Here is a 20,573-nt window from a genome sequence, read left to right as displayed (position 1 = left end):
CAATAATGCTTGTAATAGCTTTGCTATTACATCTTAATAAACGTTACAGACTATGAAATACCTATTTACGCTGATCATTAGCTTATCAGCAGTTTCCTCATTATTTGCCCAATACCAGGAACCCGAAAGAAAGGAGAAAACGGAGACCTTTTACCCACAGGTAGCCTTTGATTCGTTACAAGCAAAAAAAATGCTGGCAAAAGGTACTGCAACTATTAAAGGGGTTGCTTTTACCAAGCAAAAAAACAGCATGGGCTTTAAGCCATTATTAGGGCAACGTATTTACGCCAACAAAATGAAGGTAGTACTATTACCTGTCACGCCCTATTTTGAAGAATGGTATAAGTTAAGAGACGAGAAAGAAAACCTGAGAAAGAAACGGTTTGTGTACATGTCTGATGCTGCATATAGATACCGCCTGGAAGCGATTACCAACAGCAACGGTGAATTTACCTTCCCGGATATGCTGCCCGGAAAATACTTTTTACAGGGATTGTTAGATTTTACAGTTTCAGGCACTTATAACGAATACACCGGTTCGGGCTATGGGAGTTACGGTGGCCGGACAGATTATTATCAGCAAAAGCACTATTCTGTTGACCACCAAGACCGTATTGAGGAGTTTGTAGAGGTGAAGGAAAACGGCGAAATCGTAAGAGTAAAACTACATTAAGCGCAAGGGTTAACATTTAACGAAACATCAACTTTATGAAAAAGATAACAGGCATTTTAATGGCCATAACATTAATGGCTACTATTGAAGCTAAAGCCCAATCGGCATGGTTGCAAAAGGTTAAAAATAAGGCTAACGAAGCCATTGACAACAAGCTGAATAAAAAAGACGGTGAAACCAAAAAATCAAAGGGATTTGAAAGCCCGGTACAAACAAGCAGCGACTTTGTACGCGGTAGCCGATTGATATTTGAAGAAAACTTTTCGGCTTACCCTGCTGGCACATCTGCCAAAACATTTAAAACTAACGGCGCGGCAGCTGTTGCAACTGTTAAAGACCAAAGCGGTAAATGGCTGGTTTTGCAAAATCAGTCGACTTACAAGCTTGCAAAGCAAATCATATACCCTAAACATTTTACGGTTGAATTTGATGTGCTTGCAACAGCAGACCAGGTAAAAGATATTTCGCCAATGTATTTCGGGTTTTCAACTGATAACAGTGCAAGAGAATATACCAGCGGTGAAGGGGCCTATGTAGAACTGCAATATTATGATGGCGATGCTATAGTTATAGGCAGCAATAATCCCCAGAAATACACCAACACTACATTTGATCTTGCTTCAGCTATTAACCAGCCGATGCACGTAAGCATAAGCGTTAACGGCGAAATGATGACTGTATATATTAACAATACAAAACTGGCCGATACCCAAATGTTCACGCCAACGGCAGCTAAAAACTTTTACATTACTGCTCCCTTTGAGTACCATAACGGGTCAAAGGTTTTAGTGAGCAATATTAAAATATATGGTTTCGGCGCTTAATAAGCACCAAATCATTCAGGTATTTGCCTAAACCCTAAATAGTAATTGTTGGTGCTGTTGTAACCTGAAACTTGCAGGAAGCGTCACAGCACCAAACAATTATTACGATGCTCAAAATAAAACCCGCCCGAATCTTATCACTTTTATTTGCTCTTTTATTTTATTTTTCAAATCCAATTCTTGCCCAATCTCTTGAAAACAGGGTAGATAGCCTCATTAAGAAAAACATCAGTGATACCAGTGGCCCAGGGGCGGTATTTTTGATAGCACAACATGGCAAGCCTGTTTATCAAAAAGCTTTTGGCAAAGCTAATCTTGAATTGGGCGTTAACCTGCAACCTGATTACATTTTTGAATTGGGCTCCATGACCAAGCAGTTTACAGCAATAGCCATACTTATATTGGAGGAACAAGGCAAGCTTGCTATAACAGATCCGGTTTCCAAATATGTTCCGGATTATCCCAACGGCAAAAACATCACCATCCACCACTTGCTTACACATACATCGGGGATTAAGGATTTTACCAAAATGAGTGCCTTAGCAGGCATCGCCCAAAAGGACATGAGCCCGAAAATGATGGTTGACTTTTTCAAAAATGAGCCTGTTGATTTTGCGCCCGGAGAAAAATTCGATTATAACAATTCTGGCTATGTTTTACTGGGTTATATAATCGAAGTGGCTTCAGGAGATACTTACGAGAATTTTATCAGGAAAAATATTTTCGACAAAGCAGGCATGACCGAATCGGATTATGCGAGTGACCGTAAGATTATCAAAAAACGTGCTTACGGTTATCAGAAAAAAAGCGCTGGTTATGTCAATAAATCAAGTATCAGCTTTACCGTACCTTTTGCATCCGGAGCATTAATGTCTACTTTGTCAGATATGCTTAAATGGCAAAATGCCCTGAACCGTCACTTATTGCTTAGCGCAAAAGAAACAGACAAGGCATTTACCAATTATAGATTAAACAACGGGCAAAATATTGGTTATGGCTATGGCTGGCATATCACAGCACTAAACGGCTTAAAGTCCCGCGAGCATGGTGGCAGCATCTTCGGATTTAAAACCATGGGGGTTTACATTCCTGAACAAGACCTTTATGTTTTAGCTTTAAGCAACTGCGATTGTAATTCGCCAACGCAATTAGCCAGGGATATAGCCTCAATGGCTTTGAACAGCGTCAGTCACCAATAATTATTTTATAGGTTCTGATATGGTTTTAAAAGTAATATCGTCCGTATCAAAAACACTGTAAGTAACCAATACATTGCCGGGCTTTTCGGGGTCTTTAGTAATTACCTTTAAGCCAGGGGTTTCAAATTCGTTGCAATGTGTTTGAATAGGCGGTACTGCCAGTTCCCATTTTTTATGCTTGTAGGTATAAACCCTGTACAAATGCCAGCAGCCACCAAACCATTGTGGTAAAATACCGATCTCGTCTAAGCCGTCGCCATTAAGGTCGCCGAGATTAGTAATATCAGCGCCTATGCAATCTTTTACTGTAATGGACGCTGTATTAGAATTGGTGAAGCCAATTTTAGTTGTACATCCGCCGGGGCAACTCACTTCATCACTGTCCACTTTCGGCGTGGTTATAATCACCGACTCCTCGTGATTTTTGGTGGTAAAATATCCTTTTATATTGGTGTCTTCCTGCTTAGGTTTAAAACTCAGGAATAATGTTCCGGCAAAAACAATTGCCGGAACAAGTACGAGGGGTATTAAATGGCTCCTTTTCATAACCTACTTATTTACAGCTTATATAACATCATATTAAACGAAATAACAGCATCCGAGTTACAGCTTACTTTGTGGTTTTATCCTCTTTACGATATGCCCAACCAAATATCAGCGGGAACACCCATAAGCTAAAGATCATGGCGCAAAGGATACCACCAATTACTACCCTTGCCAAAGGCCTTGAGCTTTCTGAACCGATACCATGTGATATAGCTGCCGGGAATAAACCAATAGCTGCCATCAATGCGGTCATCATCACCGGCCTGATCCGTGAATTTACACCCAGTTTAATAGCGTTGTACAAGGTTTGCTCGCCTACCTGCAGGTTTGCCAGGTTTTGCTTAAATACGGTGATCAGCAATACACCATCCTGAATACAGATACCAAACAGTGCAATAAACCCGATACCTGCTGAGATACTGAAATTAGTACCCGTAATAAACAAGGCGAGTATACCCCCGACTATAGCGAACGGCACGTTAAGGAACACCAATGCTGCATCTTTTATAGTACCGAACATGATAAACAGCAGGAAGAAAATCAGGATCAAACTGATAGGCACCACCTGCGCTAACCGCTTGGTTGCACGCTGCTGGTTTTCAAAATCTCCCTGCCAGGCTAGGCGGTAGCCTCGCTTAATCTGCACCTGTGCAGCAACCTTTTGTTGCGCTTCGGCTATGGTGCTACCCATATCCCGCCCGCGAACAGAGAATTTAACCGTAGCATAACGCTCGTTACCGTCTCTGAATATCAGGCAAGGCCCCGTTTTTTGGGTAATGGTGGCAATCTCACTCAGCGCTACCTTGCTGCCGTTCATGGTAGGTACAAGCAGGTCGCCAATGTCGTCAGGCGTTTTCCTAAACCCTTCCGGGAAACGGATACGTATATCAAATGTACGTACACCCTCATATAAGGTAGATGCGGCCTGTCCGCCTATCGCCATTGAAATTACAGAGTTGGCATCGGCAGTGCTTACCCCATACTGCGCCATTTTTTGCTGGTTCAGGTTAATGTTCAATTCAGGTAAACCGATGCTTTTCAGTACCCCAAGATCTTCGATACCACGTACGGTTTTTAATACGCGGTATACCGAATTGACACGATTTTCCATGTAATTAAGCGAATCGCCATATACCTTCACTACAATGGAACCCTTCACACCTGATACCGCTTCTTCCACGTTATCACTGATGGGTTGCGAAAAGTTAAGGTCGGCACCCGGTATTACAGATAGCTTTTGATTCATCTGCTTAATCAGTTCCTCCTTTGAGATCTTGGGCTTCCAATCCTCTTCCGGGTACATGATCACGTCAAACTCGTTGTTGTAAAATCCGGCCACATCTGTTCCGTTATCGGGCCTTCCGGTTTGCGATACCGCATATTTTACCTGCGGAAAGGTCATGAGTATTTTACGCACTTGTTTTGCTGTAACTACAGACTGATCAAGCGATACACTGTAGGGCAACTGCACACGCAGCCATATGGAGCCTTCATTTAGTTCGGGCAAAAATTCGCTACCCAAAAACTTAAAGGAAAACAAGCCTAACACCATAGCAATCAATGATAGCACCACCACAATTTCTTTATGTTTAAAAGAACGGATAAAGCCGCCCAGCATAAAGCCTGTAAGGGCGTGTACTACCGGGTTATGCTTTTCATGCACGTTTTTCTTAAGCAACAGGCTTATCAATACAGGTACCAGCGTAAGCGTGGTGATTAATGCGCCGAGCAGTGCAAAACCCAGTGTATAAGCTAAAGGCGAAAACAACTTGCCTTCTACTTTTTGGAAAGCAAAGATGGGCAGCAAGCCTGTAATAATGATCAGCTTGGCAAAGAAGATCGCCTTACCTAATACTGCGCCATTATTTTTGATCATGCCCGATTTGATCTTTTTGTTAAACCGGTCCATGCCCAGCGTAACAGCCTGATGATCGAGAAAGACGAACATACCTTCCACCATCACCACCGCACCGTCTATGATAATCCCAAAGTCGACAGCGCCTAATGAAAGCAGGTTGGCCGACATGCCCTTCAAATGCAGACAGATAAAGGCAAATAACAGCGCCAGCGGAATAATGATAGATACAATCAGCGTGGTGCGCCAGTTAAACATAAAAATGGACACCAGGAATGTTACCAGCAAGATACCTTCTATCAGGTTATGCAATACGGTATGGGTTGCATAGTCAATTAAATTAGTACGGTCATAATAGGGGATGATCTTGGTATCAGCAGGTAAAACATCATTATTCAGCTTATCAATTTCAGCTTTTAATGCTTTTACTACCACGGTTGGGTTTTCGCCTTTACGCATTACCACAATCGCCTCAACAGCATCAGGGTCGTCTATCACTTTACGCTTACCGTTTTCACTGTCAATTGCATCACTACGGCCAACCCAACCTAATCGCGGCAGGTTTGAGATCTGTACCTCGGCTACGTCCTTAACCAGTACCGGCACACCGTTATTATTGGTAACGATGATGTTCCTGATCTCATTAATATCATTCAGCAAACCGATACCACGTACCGCAAATGCCTGGTTGTTACGCACAATCATGTCGCCGCCAACGTTAATGTTGGTTTTTTGCACGGCGGTGAAAACATCAAGCGGTGTAATGTTTAAGGTAGCCAGCTTTTCGGGGTTAACGGTGATCTCGTAAGTCTTGGTTTTACCACCAAAGGCATTGATGTCGCCGATACCAGGTATGGCACGTAAGCGGCGGTCGATCACCCAGTCCTGGATGGTTTTCAGTTCCCTCACATCCCTTACCGAGCTTTTAAGCGTGTAGCGGTAAATCTCGCCTGTGGGGCCAACCGGCGGCTGCACCGATGGCTGTATACCATTTGGCAACGTTGCATTTTGCAACAGGTTCATTACCTGCTGGCGCGCTTCGGGGTCTTTTACATCATCATCAAATATTACTTTGATGTAGCTAAGTCCGAATATGGTTGACGAGCGCAAGCTTACCTTTTGTTGCACCGGGTTTAAGGCGATTTCAATAGGTATGGTTACCAGTTTCTCTACCTCTTCGGCGCTTTGCCCTGGCCATTGGGTAATAATGTCAATCTCGGTATTGGTTACATCCGGGAAGGCCTCAATAGGCATCTGGCTAAAGACTATTACACCTGTAACTACCAGTGTGGCAGCCAGCGCAATAATCAGGTATTTATTTCTTAAAGAGAATCCGATGATCCCTCTGAGTATCTTGTCCATGTTTTAAGCAGGAAAAAGTGAATAAATGATTAGCTGTTTAATGATCCATAAATCAGTAGCGCATCAGAGCTGATCAGCCTTTCGCCCGGTTTTACACCATTGCGTATATAGGCTGTTTTACCATTAATGCTGATCACGTCAACCGGACGAAGCTGCAGGTTCTTTTTACCGCTTACCACAATTACATAATATTGGCTATGATCGAAAATAAGTGCGCTGCTGGCTATGGAAGTAGCCTCCTCGCTTTCGGTATTGTTAACCGCTACCGTAGCAAACATTTGCGGTTTAAGCTGATAGCCGGGGTTGTTAAGCACCACGCGCATTTTCATTACTTTGGTTGATGGATCAAGCACGTTCATCACCTTGTTGATCTTTCCTTTGAAAACTTTATCCGGATAAGCAATGGTCGTAACTTCAGCTTCCTGCCCCTCATGTACTTTACTGATATTAGCCTCATAAACATTAGCCTCAACCCAAACATTCTTAAGGTCAGAGATCACAAATAAAGGGGCGCTGTTGTCGGTACGGATAGCCATGTCATCAGTCACGTTTTTCTGTACCACAAAACCTTCTATCGGTGTTTTTATGGTGTACTGGCCATTAGTGCTATTGCCATTTATGCTAAGTACCCTTTTAGCGGCAGTAAGTGCAGCAACAGCCTGCTCATAATTTACCTGGGCGCTGGTAACATCAACTTGTGATGCAAGGCCGCTCTTGAATAGCTCCTTCTGTTGGTCCAGCTGGCGTTTGGTAAGCTGCACATTGGTTTGTGCATCAATAAGCGAGGTAGAATAGTTGGCCATTTCGCTACTTTTTACGTAACCTAATACCTGTCCGGCTTTTACATAATCACCGGGCATCACGCTAACACCTTGTACGGCGCCGCTCACCATTGGATAAAGATTTACTACTTTATCTGTATTGAAATTAACTACACCGTTAAACTTAAGTGCATCGGTGATATGCGATGTGGTCACCGTATCAATGCTCAGCGTGCGCATCAGCGAATCGGGGATTACATAAGGTTCGCGTGCATCTTCGGTTTCAGTATTTGAGTGGCAGGCAGCCATGCTCAGCATTAGCATTCCGGCTGAAAAAATCAATCCGCTTTTATTAAGTATCTTATTCATAAAAGGATAGGAGTAAAAACTTAGTACTTTTTGTTAAATAGTGTTGTGCCCGTAACATAGTTCAGCTGCTCTAACGATTGCATTAAATTCTGTTGCAGGTTATTGAGCTGTAGGGTGTTGTTCTTGTAAGAGTCATAGAAATCGAGGAACTCCAGTAAACTGATATTCCGTTTCTTGTAGTTATCCAATACGCCGTTAATTAAGCGGGTAAAATCTTTGCTCAGATTAGGGTCCATAGCCCGGTATAACTTCTGCAAACGCAGTGCGCCTTTATAGCTCATGGCCACATCAGCCTCCACTTGTTTTTGTGTGCTTTGCAGTTGCACCTTACTTTGGTCAATAGCAATATGCGCTTGTTTTATGCCACCCTGGTTGCGATTAAAAAATGGCAGGTTAAATTCTATACCGCCGCCTAAAAAGTTATTACCATAACTGCCCAGTTTATCGTAATTAAGCGAAAGGCTTACATCTGGTATGGCAAGCGCCTTTTGCAGTTGCAGATTGGTATTGCTGTAGTCAACCGCGCTTTGAGCCAGTTTAAGATCATACCTGTCGACGTAAGCTGAATCCAGCAATTGGTTGTAAGGGACTGTGTTTAAATCGTCAATGGCCTTAGCTTCATCAGCCGCTACAATGGGAGAAATGGTTGTATTTGGAGAAGCATTGATCAATAACCTGAACTCGCGTTGGGTGGAATCAATACCCACCAACAGATTATTGTACTCTACCTGTAATGATGACAGCTGCGATGCAATGCGCAATACTTCTTTCTCTGCAATATTGCCTTTGCTGTACTGCGTTCTGAAGGCGGATAGGATATCCTGCAAAGAGCTGATCTCTTTATCATATACCTTAGCCGATTGCTGTTGGTAGTATATGGTGTAGAAATCGTTGTGCAACGAATATTTAAGCGTACGCAGCAGATCGAAGAACTGATATTTAGCTTGTTGAATACCAATCTTAGCTAATTCTATGTTCTTATTCCTTTTACCTGCAGTTTGTATTAATTGCGACAAGCCGGCAGTTTGCTCGCGCGCAGGATTACTAACCTGGGTACCGGCTATACCATTGCTAAATGTAAAATCGGGGTTTGGAAATAATTTAGCAGTAATGAGCTGTGCGCTGGCATTGTCAACGTTGTAACGCTGGCTGATCAGTTGCAGGTTGTTTTTCAGGAACTGCTGCTCGGCAGTTTTCAGGTCGATACGTAAAGTATCGCCTGCTACGTTTTGTGCTTTAAGGCTGCTGAAACTGAAGCAAAGCCCGACACACAATAGTAATAAAACGCGTTTTTGATATGTGGATTTCATGTATTTATTTATGTAAAACGGTAAATGCAATTGCACTTACTATTGATAACTCAAAGGTATTTTAGTGTTATTAGAGGACACTTAATGCGTTATAAGAGCCGGATTAAATGTTTATTAAAATTTTCTAATGTTCTTAAACTGTACTTTTATTTCATTAAAATATTCGCCCCAAAACAGATCATAACGGGAACGTAATTTGAAATTCCGTACCCTGTTTTAGTTGCGATTTTACTTTCATTGTTCCATTGTGCAGCTTGATTATATTTTGTGTTAGTGCAAGGCCAATTCCCGATCCGGGATAAGTCATGGCATTTTGCGACCTGAAAAACGGCTGGAATATTTTATCCATATCCTTTTCAGATATGCCTATTCCCTGGTCTTTTATTTTAATATGTAAACCCTTACGGTCGCTGTATACATGGCATTGAACCGGCTGCTGATCAGAAAACTTGATGGCATTTTTGATAATATTACTAATGGCGATCAGCAGCAATTGCCTGTTGCCTAAAATGGTATTCTTGGGTAACTCCTCCGACAGGTTGAAATCTATATTTACACAGCTTTCAGGATTCCGGAATTCCAATTCGTCTTTAATATCCCAGAACAACTCGCTCATGCTGATGCTTTCCATGCTGCGGTTCTCTACATTGGTCTGTATCAGATCCAGTAAACTATTAATGATATAGCTTAGCCTTTCAGCCTCTTTAATGATATTGCTTAATGCCGCCTCATATTCTTTCGGCGAACGCTCGCTCATCATCGTAATCTCGGCCTCGCCAAGTATGGTAGTTATCGGTGTACGCAACTCATGAGATGCATTGGATATAAATGCGCTTTGGTTATCGAACGACTGCTGAAGGTGCTCCAATACCTGGTTAATGGTCAGCGAAAGGTTATCGATCTCGTCCGGCTTTTTGTTGACAACAGGTAACCTTAAATCGAGGCTTGATGCCCTGATACGCTCCAAATCACCAGTGATGTGTTTAATAGGCTGCAATGCCAGTCGCGAGAACAGCAGACCTGCAAAAAAGGTAATCAGCAGCGAGAACAGGAAGAACACCACCATGATAATGCGGAGGCTATGCAAATAGTGGCGGCCTAATTCGTCTGATGCGGAAACGACTATGATGTAGTTACCCGAATTATCTACATAATCTATACCTACTACCTGGCGCTCGTTAACCCTGAAATCCAGCTTTTTCTTTTCGGTGATCTGCTGTAAAATCTTTTCATTCCAGTTTACGCCCGATTCCGGTACAAACCTTGGCCTGAACTGGTCATCATAAATTCTGATGTTTTCCTTTGGAAGGCTTTGCGGAAACTTTTCACTTATTTTAGAGAACTTCTCTTTTGAAACATTGTCTTCTGCCAGGTAGAACTGCGCCACAGTAACTGCCCGTTCTGCCAGTCGGTCGTAAAAGGTATTGGTGCGGTTATGCTGTACATACAGGTAAATACCTGCCAGCACGCCGGTAAGCAGCACCGCGAATAAAAAGGTAAACTGTAAAGAAAGTTTGTTACGTACTTTCAAGTTGATAATATTTTATAGTTAGCCCGTGCTTAGTCACGGATCATGTAACCCATGCCCACTATAGTATGGATCAATTGCTTAGGATAGCCTTTGTCGATCTTGGTACGCAGATAATTGATGTATACATCTATCAGGTTGGTACCCCTGTTAAAGTTGATACCCCAAACAGCTTCGGCAATGTAAGCCCTTGACAGCACCCTATTTTTATTGAACATTAAGGTTTCCAGCAGCGTAAACTCCTTTACCGTAAGCATAATTAAATTACCGGCGCGGGTAACAGTTTTGCGATAGCAATCCATACGCAGATCTTCAATCTCAAAGTAAGTACCAGGCAATACTTTGTTTCTGCGGCGGTCTAAAGCATTGATACGGGCAAGCAGTTCTTCAAAATGGAAAGGCTTGGTTAGATAATCGTCAGCGCCATTTTCAAGTCCTGTCACTTTATCTGTAACAGTGCCTAAAGCACTTAACATCAGGATAGGGAGTTCCATTTTAAACTGCCGTATCTGTTTACAAACCTCAAAGCCGCTTGTATACGGGAGTACTACATCTAAAATAACAAGGTCAAAATCATTCTCTAAAGCCAGCTTAACTCCCATTAAGCCATCATAAGCTAAAGTGACGTTATGAAGCTGCTCTTCTAAACCTTTTTTAATGAAGGCCGCTACTTTTGACTCATCTTCTATCAAAAGAATATTCATATGAAAAAATTTCCATACAAAAATAAGTAGGCTCAAAATCAGTACATCGTACATTAGAGGATTCTAATCCAACATTAGAGAATTCTAATTTCAGATCAGCTAGTTAGCGTTTAATCTTGAGCTTATTCAGTACACTAAGTAAATCGATTTAACGAATTACAGAAGCCTATATTCAAATATTAAATAGCCTGATTAAGTGTATTATCAACACAGCAATATGTATAAATTATCTATAGAAATAATTATTTCATATAATAATATTAATTAATTTTAGCGCAAGCTGGGCTTAACTTCCAGGCAACCCGCCAACCAATTATTAACTAACAAAAACATTTTTCCTTACCCCAATGAAAACACTTAGACCTTTTCATGCTATCAGCCGTGGCTATTATTGGCTGGTTGCATCAGTACTCACCCTGTCCTTTTTAGCATCTTGTAAAAAGTCGGACATGATCTCGCCAAGCGCAGCAAAACTTAAAGATGTTCAGGTAAATCAGCAACTGACATCTACTACGCCTATACCAGCATCTGGTAATAACAAAGTGGCCTATTACACATTTGATGCCACACCAACCGGCACACCTAAAGTTAAACTAAGCATGCTTGATTTTGCTAAGGATGCCAACATTGTGATTGTATTTGAAGGCTCTGCCTGGGAGCTTGCAGACACGGCACATTATGGCAGCAGCAGTTCCATTATGCTGAGCGGTTATTATAAAAACTACCGTTCTATACTTTCTGATATTAAAACGCTGCAATCAAGAGGTGTGAAAGTGTTAATGAACGTTGACGACGCCAACTCATGGAATACTACCACACCTTTTACCACATACAACGGCACCAAACAAACTTATACCCAGTTTGCCGCATTTCTTAACACCTGCGTAACTACGCAATTAGGTATGGACGGCATCTCGCTTGATGTAGAACACATGGGCAGTACCGCTGCAAATACCAATTACACCAATCTCTTAAAAGAATTTGGTAAATACTGGGGGCCAATGTCATCAGCAACCACCACAACTGTTTACACCGCGGCTATTTATGATGGCGCACAGGCAGGCTACGCCATTGGCCAATCTACCACTGTAGCGCAGTACCTTAACTTTGTGATGGACATGGGCTATTTTGAAGATAATACCCAGCGCTTTAACAGGTGGGCTAACTACATAGGCGCTTCAAAAACCATGATCGCGCTTTCAAAAGATTATAACAGCTTAAGCAGCGGCATAGCTGCGGCGCAATATCAACCTGCTAACGGCACAAAAGCAGGTATATCTGTTTACGCTGCCAATGTTGATTCTGCTTATTGCAACCCGGTTTTCCGGGCGCTTAAAACCGGATCAACTACAACATCTGGTGCCGTGTTTTACCAGGACACTCAATATGGCGGCACGGCCACCACAGCCATACCTAAAGGTAACTATACATCCAGCCAGTTAAAAACGTATGGCTTTACCAGTAAATGGGCTTCGTCTGTAACATTACCGTCAGGCTGGAAAGTAATTATGTACTCAGGCGATAATTTCACCGGCACATCATGGACATTAACAGCAAGCAATGCCGATTTTACAAAGCTTTCGCCAAGCGCTAATGATCTTGTAACCTCTATTAAAATTCAATAGTCAATAAACAGCTATCCGGAAGTTGGGTGCTGAAGATTATTGATGATAACATTACCAAACGGGGCGACTGTAATCAGTCACCCCGTTTTTTTATATCACTCAGGCTTATCAATCTATTTAAATTCGCTGCATTTGATAGTTTTGTGGAATATATTAAAACAGTCATGACTGAACAAGTAAGCACCCTCATCAATAATTTAAAGAACCACAGCATCAACTTTGCAGATGTGCTCAAACACATTGAAGCGGAATACAACCATCAACCTACCGCATTTAAAAATGGCGATGTTTACAACGAAGCCTCACAAAACCAGGGCAGTGCAAAGGTTTTGTCTTATGCAAAGCTTAACAACTTAAGTAAAGAAGATACCCTGCTACTGTTTGCCGAACACTATCAATCTGTACTTGACGATCCGGATGGCGAAGCACACCAGAATATCCGTCAGTTTATGGCACACGGCTGGGAAGGTGTTGTTTTTGAAGGCGATGCTTTAACCAAAAAGTAGCCCTATAACTACACAATTAAGTGCCTATTAGCATTTAAGCTTCCAAATAGTAAAATAAATTATACTTTTGCCGTTGATTAATTTCTCAAGGGGTGCCTAGATTTGGTTACGGACAAACTGCAGGTTATTCGCCAAACTGAAATACAGGCTGAGATCATACCCATTGTTTGAGTTATAGCTTAAAAGTTGAAAGTTATAAGTGAGCTACACTTTACACTACAAACTTTACACTTTAAACTCAAACATACACCTGATCCGGATAATGCCGGCGTAGGGATAGGTAAAAGTTAAGTGTACTGCGCGTTTACACCCGGCGTGCAGATGGTTTAACTAAGTTTATTTTAAAAATTTGAAAAGTTTATTTGCGGCGGCAATCGCCCTGCTGTTGCCATTTCTGGCAGCGGCCCAACTACGTGTCTCGGGCACTGTAACCGACGACCGTACCAACCAGCCATTACCTGGCGCCACGGTTTCATTACAAAACTTACAAACTGCACCCGGCGCACAAACAGATGCAAACGGCAGCTTTAGTATCGACAATGTAAAGCCAGGCAGCTATGTGTTAAAGATCACTTACATAGGCTACCAAACCTGGCAAAAGCCGATGAATGTTAACAGTAATACCACTATTGCTGTAAAAATGACATCAAGCAGTACCAACATTACAGAAGATATTAATGTAATAGCCACGCGTGCAGGCAGCAAATCACCAACAACATTCACTAATCTTAATCATAAAGAGATCCAGAAAAACAATTTAGGACAGGATCTGCCTTACCTGCTTAGCCAAACACCATCGGCAGTGGTCACATCTGATGCAGGTGCAGGCGTTGGTTATACAGGTATCCGGATCCGCGGATCAGACGGTACACGTATCAATGTTACCGTAAACGGCATCCCGTACAACGATTCTGAGAGCCAGGGCAGTTATTTTGTTGACCTTCCCGACTTTGCTTCATCTGTTGATAACATTCAGATACAGCGCGGGGTAGGTACATCTACCAACGGTGCAGGCGCATTTGGAGCGAGTATCAACATACAAACTAATACTCGCCGGGATACGGCTTATGCGGAATTGAACAACTCTGCAGGCTCATACGGAACGGTTAAAAATACGGTGAACCTGGGTACAGGTTTACTTGGCGGACATTTCAGTGTCGACGGCCGTTTATCACGCATCAGCTCTGACGGCTATATCGACAGGGCATCATCCAACCTGAAATCATACTTTTTAAGCGGCGCTTACTATGGCAAATCCAGCATTGTAAGGGTAAACGTATTCTCGGGCCATGAGAAAACATACCAGGCCTGGAACGGCGTACCGGCCGATAGTGTAGCTGCAGGTAACCGTACTTACAACGAATTAGGTTATATCAATTCAAGAGGCTATTATTACAACAACCAAACCGACAACTATACGCAAAATCACTACCAACTACTTTACGACCAGAAATTAGGCAGTAAACTGTCTTTTAATGGTGCTTTACACTATACCAAAGGTTATGGTTATTACGAAGAATATAAAAATGCCGACTCGCTAAAAAAATATGGCATTACTCCAGTTGTTGTAGGCGGCACCACCATTGCTGCTACAGATCTGGTACGCCGCCTGTGGTTAAACAATGATTTTTACGGCTTCACCTATAACTTTAAATACCGCCCTAATAACGACCTGAATGTTTTGTTAGGCGGCGCTTATAATCAGTACAAAGGTGCGCACTATAATAATATAGAATGGACACAGGAGAGCACTTCTATTCCACCAGACTATGAGTACTCGCGCGATAACGCCAAGAAGAATGACTTTAATACTTACCTGCGTGGCGAATACCAATTAGGCAAAGTGCTGCTTTACGGCGATCTGCAATACCGCCATGTATATTATTCTTTCCTGGGTTACGACCGCAACCTGAACAATGTTCAGCAGGCAGTTGACCTTAACTTCTTTAATCCTAAAGCGGGCATTACGTTCGACCTGACTGACAATAGCAATATTTATGCCTCATGGGCAGTTGGCCACCGCGAACCAAACCGCGATGATTATACCAACTCGACACCTGCAAGCCGCCCAAAAGCAGAAACCCTGCACGACTTTGAACTAGGCTATCGTACAACGGGGCATATCTTCAGCGGTGGCATTAACGGCTTTTACATGCTGTACAAAAACCAGCTGGTGCTAACCGGATCGCTTAACGATGTGGGTGCAGCTATTCGTACCAATATTAACGACAGCTACCGCGCCGGTGTGGAGCTTGACGGCCGCTTACGTATTACACCCATGTTAAGCTGGGCTGCCAATGTAGCCATCAGCACCAATAAGGTGAAAGACTTCCACCAGTTTTTGTATAACTACGATACAGAAAGCAATGTGGAAACCGTTTACAAAAAATCGGATATTGCCTTCTCGCCAAGTTTTGTCGGCAACAGCGAGATCAGTTTCCGCCCGGTTAAAGGCGGAGAGATTGCCTTTATCAGCAAATATGTAAGCAAGCAATATCTCGATAATACATCAAACGTTAACCCGCAGGGTGTACCATCAGCCGGGAACAACGAGTATGCGGTTAATCGTTACCTGAAATCATACTTTGTAAACAACCTGCGTTTAAGCTATAATTTCCAGGCATGGTCGCTTAAGAATATCGGCGTATCCTTCTTGATCAATAATATTTTCAGCGCGAAATATAGTGCAAATGGTGCTACCTATCCTGATATTGAGGGCGGGCAAGTAGTTAATTACAACTATTATTACCCGCAGGCACCGCGCAATTTCCTGGCATCACTTAGCTTAAAATTCTGATGCATCAGTGGATACAGTTACTTATTGAGCAAATACGGCAAACCACTTTATTAGAGTGGCTTGCCGTATTGCTTGGTGTTGCTGAGGTATTGCTGGCAAAAAGAAATAACATTCTGCTTTATCCGGCAGGCATTGGCGGCTCGGCATTATCTATTTTTTTACTGCTGGAATCGGGGCTTTATGCCGAGGCAGGGCTAAGCGTGTATTATGTAGTAATGAGTATTTATGGCTGGATAATATGGGTTCGGCGCAAAAATGAGCCGCCATTACCGGTAACTTATGCCAGCAAAAACGAGTGGCTGATTGTCTTGCTGATTACCTTTGGCGGCTGGCTGGGTATTTACCTGTTACTGCACCATTTTACCAAATCAACCGTTCCGGTATGGGATGCCCTGGTATCATCAACCGCATGGGCAGGCACATGGCTGCTGGCTAGGCGCAAAATTGAGAACTGGGTTGTGCTTAATATCTCCAACCTGTTTGCCGTACCGCTTTTGTTTTATAAGCATTTGCCTCTGTTTGCTTTACTTACTGTATTTCTGTTTGTGGTTGCCGTGTTCGGGTTTTTCGACTGGCAGCGTATCTATCGTAAAGAGAAACAAGTTAATTAAACAGATCATCTATGAAAAAGATACAACACCCTTCTGCATTAGTACAGGCAGATTGGGTTGATATGATACGTAAAGAAGCTTTTGCTGCCGAGCAGGAAGGGCAATTACAACCCGGGCAGTTAGCATTGATTTATGACCAGCAATGGTTTAAGCTGCTGGTACCAAAAGCTTATGGAGGTTTGGAAACGCCTTTACCAGATCTGGTAAGGCTGGAAGAAGCCTTAGCATGGGCTGATGGCAGCCTGGGGTGGGTTGTAACTTTGTGCACCGGTGCAGGTTGGTTTGGGGGCTTTATTGAGCCAGAAGTAGCTTTAAAGATATTTGCTGATCCGCAAGTGTGCCTGGCAGGTAGCGGTGCGGCAAGCGGCACAGCAGTAAAAACTGAAGATGGATACCTGATAAACGGTAGCTGGAAATATGCCAGCGGTGTTAAGCATGCCACACATTTTACCTGTAATTGCAATATCGAGGACGAGAACGGCCCGGTTTTAAATGAACAGGGGCAACCGCTTGTATTACCTTTTGTGATTGACAGCAAACAAGCTACTTTGATACCCGCCTGGAAATACATAGGCATGATGGGCACGGGTAGCCATGCTTTTGAAATAAAAGATGCCGTAGTAACTGCTGACCGCCGCTTTAAGATAGATGCCACTGCTACACAGGTCGACGGCTTGCTATACCGATATCCGTTTATGCAACTGGCTGAAGCAACGCTGGCGGCCAACATTGCCGGCATAGCCACTCATTTTATTGATCTGTGCCCTGCTGTATTTGAGAACAAACCACGCTTAACGCCTGAAAAAGCAGCAACGCTTAGTACGGAACTGGAGACCGCCAGGTGGAATATGGAGCAGGCCAGAAGCGAATTTTACCGTGCAGTAGATCAATCGTGGGAATTGCTGTTTAATAATGCAGATGCTTCTGAGAGCTTGCAAGCGGTAAGCCGCACCAGCAGGCAACTGGCCACCATAGCACGCGAGTCGGTTGATACGCTTTATCCTTACTGCGGGCTTCTGGCCGCATCGCCGGATACAGAAATTAACCAGGTATGGCGGGATCTGCATACAGCCAGCCAGCATTCGTTACTGACGTTTAATTAATATACAGAGGCGCAAAATTTGCGCCTCTGTCATTTTGAAACAATCTTCAAATATTAGTTAACAAAATTGTCACATAAACTTCTTATAGTATTTTGGATATTTGGCACTTTAACTTCCTATAATGAAGATCAGACAATTACTTTTCGGCATATTAGCCGTAGCCGGAACTTCCGTATCAGCACAAACTCACAAAAAAGCAGCAACAGCAGCACCGTCAACAGATGTGTCACGGCCTAAATTGGTGGTAGGCATCGTGATTGACCAAATGCGTTGGGATTACTTGTACCGTTATTACGACCGCTACCAAGCTGGTGGTTTTAAGCGCATGCTTAACGAGGGTTTTACTTGTGAAAACACCCAGATTGATTACCTGCCAACTGAAACCGCACCAGGGCATACCTGTGTTTATACCGGCTCTGTGCCTGCTATACATGGCATCGTTGCCAACGAATTCACGATACAGGCAACTGGTAAAGAGATATACAGCGCAGGCGATTCAACCGTTGCAGGTGTAGGTACCACCTCAGATGCCGGTAAAATGTCGCCTCGAAACCTACTGGTTACCACAGTGACCGACCAATTACGACTGGCAACTAATTTCCGCTCAAAAGTAATTGGCGTTGCGTTAAAAGACCGTGCTTCCATACTTCCGGCAGGCCACGCTGCCAATGCTGCCTATTGGTTTGATGATGCTACCGGCCACTGGATCACCAGTACCTACTACATGAATGATTTGCCGCAATGGGTAAAATCATATAACGACAATGGTAAGCTTAAAGATTATTTGAGTAAGAAATGGGAGACGCTTTATCCGATTAACACTTACGCTCAAAGTACTGCCGATAATTCGCCTTATGAAGGTAAATATCGCAACGAAACATCGGCTACCTTTCCGCATGACCTTGCTGTAATCAGCGGTCAAGGCACTAACACCGGCGCTATCCGCAGCTCCCCTTTCGGTGTAAGCTTCACGCTGGATTTCGCCAAAACGACGATAGAAAACGAACAAATGGGCAAGCATCCGCAAACCGATTTTTTAGCGGTAAGCTTATCATCAACCGATTATGTTGGCCACCAGTTTGGGCCTAATGCAATAGAGATTGAAGATATTTACCTGCGTTTGGATAAAGACCTTGCTGATTTCTTCAACTACCTGGATGCTAAAGTAGGAAAGGGAAACTATACTGCCTTTTTAACCGCCGACCATGGTGCGGCTAATAACCCTCATTTCCTGACAGATCATAACATCCCAGCAGGTTACTTTAACAGCGGCCTTGCCGTTCGCGACCTGAATACTTTGTTAGAGAAAAAATATGATGTTAAAAACATTGTGTTAAATGCCGGCAGCTATGAGATTAACCTTAATAATAAGGTTATTGCAGATAAAAAACTGAATGAGAATGCGATTAAATATGACTGCATCGAGTTTTTGAAAAAGCAACCGGGCGTAATGTTTGCTATCGATCTTGCAAATGCGCAAAATGCAAGCATTCCTGAGTGGATCAGGACCAGAGCGCTTAACTCTTATAACCCCGAAAGAAGCGGTGTGATTTTAATTGCCCTTAAACCCGGATGGTACTCAGGTTCGCAAAATGCTACTGGCACTTCCCACGGTACATGGTCGCCTTATGATACGCATATCCCATTGGTATTTATGGGGTGGGGCGTACAGCATGGCAGCCTTAACCGCGAAACCCATATGACGGATATTTCGGCAACCGTTGCCGCATTATTGCACATTCAGGTGCCAAATGGCTGTATCGGTCAGCCGATAAGCGAGTTGATGAAGAAATAACAAAGAAGGGCGATGTTGATCGCCCTTCTTTGTTATTTGTCATTTCGAACGAATGTGAGAAATCTGTTCAAATCAAATAAGATCTCTCACTGCGTTCGAGATGACAATGTTATTTTACTTCCCTTTAATCCAGTTTTTAATCTTTTTAAAGATGTCGTCTTTGCGTGGTTTAGGTTTACCGTCGTGAGTTAGTTGCTGGTCGTAGTGCTGCTGTAATTGCTTAGCATATAATTGTTCTTGCGTACTTCCATTATTCAATAAATCAATAAAAGGTAATACCCTGTAATTTAAAGTGCTATTCTGCGAAACTGTAAAGTAACGGCTTGGTGTAGCGTTATCTGCATTGTTATTAATTGGCGGGTGGCCGTTCTCTGAGAAGTAATCAACGTGAAATATTTCAGGATTCAGCTTTTTTAAGCGCTTAGTCCCCTTACGCTCGTTGCGCCACGGATGCTCGCCTTTAGGTAATTGAGCCAACAAAAAATCTTTGTCCCAAATGGTTACCTGGTGCGACATCAAATAGCCGGATGCTTGATTATCCAACTGCGCTATGGTAAAGCCATTGATTACATGTGCGGTAGGTTGGGTAACATATACATCAGAACTGGTGAGTTTCACCTGCTGCCAGTTATTTTTAATTATATACTGAAACAGGCTCTCAAAAAAAGAAGCATCTACAGCTTTATCAAGCCACATATCTTCCTGGAAGTAAATGATATGCTTTTCAGGAATTTGCTTCAATAGCTTAACCAACCTGTCGCTCCATTCGCCTTTGCCCGATTTAATATTGGTGAAGCCATTAATGTCCGCATCAATTTCTTCCGTTGCAAAGTAATAGGTGCATGGCACGTTGAAATCCCAGAAGCGTTCAAAAAAGTAAGAAAAACCTTCGTATAGAAATGAATAACGGTCGCATGCGTGTACCAGCAGCGCAAAATCAGTTGAAGGTTTTGTATTCATATTACAATAAACAAAAATACAATTAGCTTAGCAGAATATAAGGAT

The 20,573-nt window shown here is 42.8% G+C and carries 16 protein-coding genes; 9 read left to right on the top strand and 7 right to left on the bottom strand.

Features of this window, described 5'->3' with window-relative positions:
- Positions 1 to 52: 52 nt before the first annotated feature.
- From PQ461_RS01400 to PQ461_RS01390, 3 genes are all read left to right on the top strand, one after another.
- Positions 53 to 673, top strand: coding sequence for a hypothetical protein (locus PQ461_RS01400; protein ID WP_274207837.1), 621 nt, complete (start codon positions 53 to 55; stop codon positions 671 to 673).
- A 35-nt stretch (positions 674 to 708) separates the two neighbouring features.
- A complete protein-coding gene (locus PQ461_RS01395) occupies positions 709 to 1,497 on the top strand; it encodes a hypothetical protein (RefSeq protein WP_274207836.1) in 789 nt (262 codons plus the stop codon).
- A gap of 107 nt (positions 1,498 to 1,604) precedes the next feature.
- Positions 1,605 to 2,696, top strand: coding sequence for a serine hydrolase domain-containing protein (locus tag PQ461_RS01390; protein ID WP_274207835.1), 1,092 nt, complete (start codon positions 1,605 to 1,607; stop codon positions 2,694 to 2,696).
- Here the strand turns inward: PQ461_RS01390 and PQ461_RS01385 are convergent, their stop codons facing one another.
- The 6 genes from PQ461_RS01385 to PQ461_RS01360 all read right to left on the bottom strand — a co-directional run bounded on the left by PQ461_RS01385 (position 2,697) and on the right by PQ461_RS01360 (position 11,131).
- Entirely contained in the window at positions 2,697 to 3,242 is a 546-nt protein-coding gene (locus tag PQ461_RS01385; RefSeq protein WP_274207834.1) for a hypothetical protein, read from the bottom strand. It abuts the gene before it with no gap.
- A 64-nt stretch (positions 3,243 to 3,306) separates the two neighbouring features.
- Positions 3,307 to 6,459, bottom strand: coding sequence for an efflux RND transporter permease subunit (locus PQ461_RS01380; RefSeq protein ID WP_274207833.1), 3,153 nt, complete (start codon positions 6,457 to 6,459; stop codon positions 3,307 to 3,309).
- A 29-nt stretch (positions 6,460 to 6,488) separates the two neighbouring features.
- Positions 6,489 to 7,589, bottom strand: a complete 1,101-nt coding sequence (locus PQ461_RS01375; protein WP_274207832.1) for an efflux RND transporter periplasmic adaptor subunit — start codon at positions 7,587 to 7,589, stop codon at positions 6,489 to 6,491.
- A 20-nt stretch (positions 7,590 to 7,609) separates the two neighbouring features.
- Positions 7,610 to 8,899: a TolC family protein gene (locus PQ461_RS01370; RefSeq protein WP_274207831.1), complete on the bottom strand. Its 1,290-nt coding sequence runs from the start codon at positions 8,897 to 8,899 to the stop codon at positions 7,610 to 7,612.
- Positions 8,900 to 9,077: 178 nt separating this feature from the next.
- Positions 9,078 to 10,430: a sensor histidine kinase gene (locus tag PQ461_RS01365; RefSeq protein WP_274207830.1), complete on the bottom strand. Its 1,353-nt coding sequence runs from the start codon at positions 10,428 to 10,430 to the stop codon at positions 9,078 to 9,080.
- Between the two features lie 29 nt (positions 10,431 to 10,459).
- Positions 10,460 to 11,131, bottom strand: a complete 672-nt coding sequence (locus PQ461_RS01360) for a response regulator (protein WP_274207829.1) — start codon at positions 11,129 to 11,131, stop codon at positions 10,460 to 10,462.
- A 347-nt stretch (positions 11,132 to 11,478) separates the two neighbouring features.
- On the opposite strand from PQ461_RS01360, the gene PQ461_RS01355 reads away from it, so the two are divergent.
- From PQ461_RS01355 to pafA, 6 genes are all read left to right on the top strand, one after another.
- Entirely contained in the window at positions 11,479 to 12,756 is a 1,278-nt protein-coding gene (locus tag PQ461_RS01355) for an EndoS/ChiA family endoglycosidase (protein ID WP_274207828.1), read from the top strand.
- Between the two features lie 164 nt (positions 12,757 to 12,920).
- A complete protein-coding gene (locus tag PQ461_RS01350; RefSeq protein WP_274207827.1) occupies positions 12,921 to 13,262 on the top strand; it encodes a HopJ type III effector protein in 342 nt (113 codons plus the stop codon).
- A gap of 349 nt (positions 13,263 to 13,611) precedes the next feature.
- Positions 13,612 to 16,059, top strand: a complete 2,448-nt coding sequence (locus tag PQ461_RS01345; protein ID WP_274207826.1) for a TonB-dependent receptor — start codon at positions 13,612 to 13,614, stop codon at positions 16,057 to 16,059.
- Positions 16,059 to 16,670, top strand: coding sequence for a nicotinamide riboside transporter PnuC (pnuC, locus tag PQ461_RS01340; RefSeq protein ID WP_274207825.1), 612 nt, complete (start codon positions 16,059 to 16,061; stop codon positions 16,668 to 16,670). The genes PQ461_RS01345 and pnuC overlap by 1 nt, the downstream gene beginning before the upstream one ends.
- An 11-nt stretch (positions 16,671 to 16,681) precedes the next feature.
- Entirely contained in the window at positions 16,682 to 17,773 is a 1,092-nt protein-coding gene (locus PQ461_RS01335; RefSeq protein ID WP_274207824.1) for an acyl-CoA dehydrogenase family protein, read from the top strand.
- 121 nt (positions 17,774 to 17,894) lie between these two features.
- Positions 17,895 to 19,568 carry an alkaline phosphatase PafA gene (pafA, locus tag PQ461_RS01330; protein WP_274207823.1) on the top strand — a complete coding sequence of 558 codons (1,674 nt, stop codon included), beginning with the start codon at positions 17,895 to 17,897 and terminating at the stop codon, positions 19,566 to 19,568.
- A 114-nt stretch (positions 19,569 to 19,682) separates the two neighbouring features.
- Here pafA and PQ461_RS01325 read toward each other — a convergent pair whose 3' ends face one another.
- Complete coding sequence (locus PQ461_RS01325) at positions 19,683 to 20,528, bottom strand: hypothetical protein (protein ID WP_274207822.1); 846 nt, start codon at positions 20,526 to 20,528, stop codon at positions 19,683 to 19,685.
- Positions 20,529 to 20,573 lie beyond the last annotated feature (45 nt).

The organism is Mucilaginibacter sp. KACC 22063 (assembly GCF_028736115.1).
GTDB lineage: Bacteria > Bacteroidota > Bacteroidia > Sphingobacteriales > Sphingobacteriaceae > Mucilaginibacter.
This window is presented reverse-complemented; position numbering and strand designations above follow the sequence as displayed.

Bases quoted from the DNA above. Each gene is read 5' to 3' on its own strand.
- pnuC (WP_274207825.1), top strand. From the start codon at position 16,059: ATGCATCAGTGGATACAGTTACTTATTGAGCAAATACGGCAAACCACT.
- PQ461_RS01400 (WP_274207837.1), top strand. From the start codon at position 53: ATGAAATACCTATTTACGCTGATCATTAGCTTATCAGCAGTTTCCTCA.
- pafA (WP_274207823.1), top strand. From the start codon at position 17,895: ATGAAGATCAGACAATTACTTTTCGGCATATTAGCCGTAGCCGGAACT.
- PQ461_RS01335 (WP_274207824.1), top strand. From the start codon at position 16,682: ATGAAAAAGATACAACACCCTTCTGCATTAGTACAGGCAGATTGGGTT.
- PQ461_RS01395 (WP_274207836.1), top strand. From the start codon at position 709: ATGAAAAAGATAACAGGCATTTTAATGGCCATAACATTAATGGCTACT.
- PQ461_RS01380 (WP_274207833.1), bottom strand. From the start codon at position 6,459: ATGGACAAGATACTCAGAGGGATCATCGGATTCTCTTTAAGAAATAAA.
- PQ461_RS01325 (WP_274207822.1), bottom strand. From the start codon at position 20,528: ATGAATACAAAACCTTCAACTGATTTTGCGCTGCTGGTACACGCATGC.
- PQ461_RS01350 (WP_274207827.1), top strand. From the start codon at position 12,921: ATGACTGAACAAGTAAGCACCCTCATCAATAATTTAAAGAACCACAGC.
- PQ461_RS01375 (WP_274207832.1), bottom strand. From the start codon at position 7,589: ATGAATAAGATACTTAATAAAAGCGGATTGATTTTTTCAGCCGGAATG.
- PQ461_RS01390 (WP_274207835.1), top strand. From the start codon at position 1,605: ATGCTCAAAATAAAACCCGCCCGAATCTTATCACTTTTATTTGCTCTT.
- PQ461_RS01370 (WP_274207831.1), bottom strand. From the start codon at position 8,899: ATGAAATCCACATATCAAAAACGCGTTTTATTACTATTGTGTGTCGGG.
- PQ461_RS01385 (WP_274207834.1), bottom strand. From the start codon at position 3,242: ATGAAAAGGAGCCATTTAATACCCCTCGTACTTGTTCCGGCAATTGTT.
- PQ461_RS01360 (WP_274207829.1), bottom strand. From the start codon at position 11,131: ATGAATATTCTTTTGATAGAAGATGAGTCAAAAGTAGCGGCCTTCATT.
- PQ461_RS01355 (WP_274207828.1), top strand. From the start codon at position 11,479: ATGAAAACACTTAGACCTTTTCATGCTATCAGCCGTGGCTATTATTGG.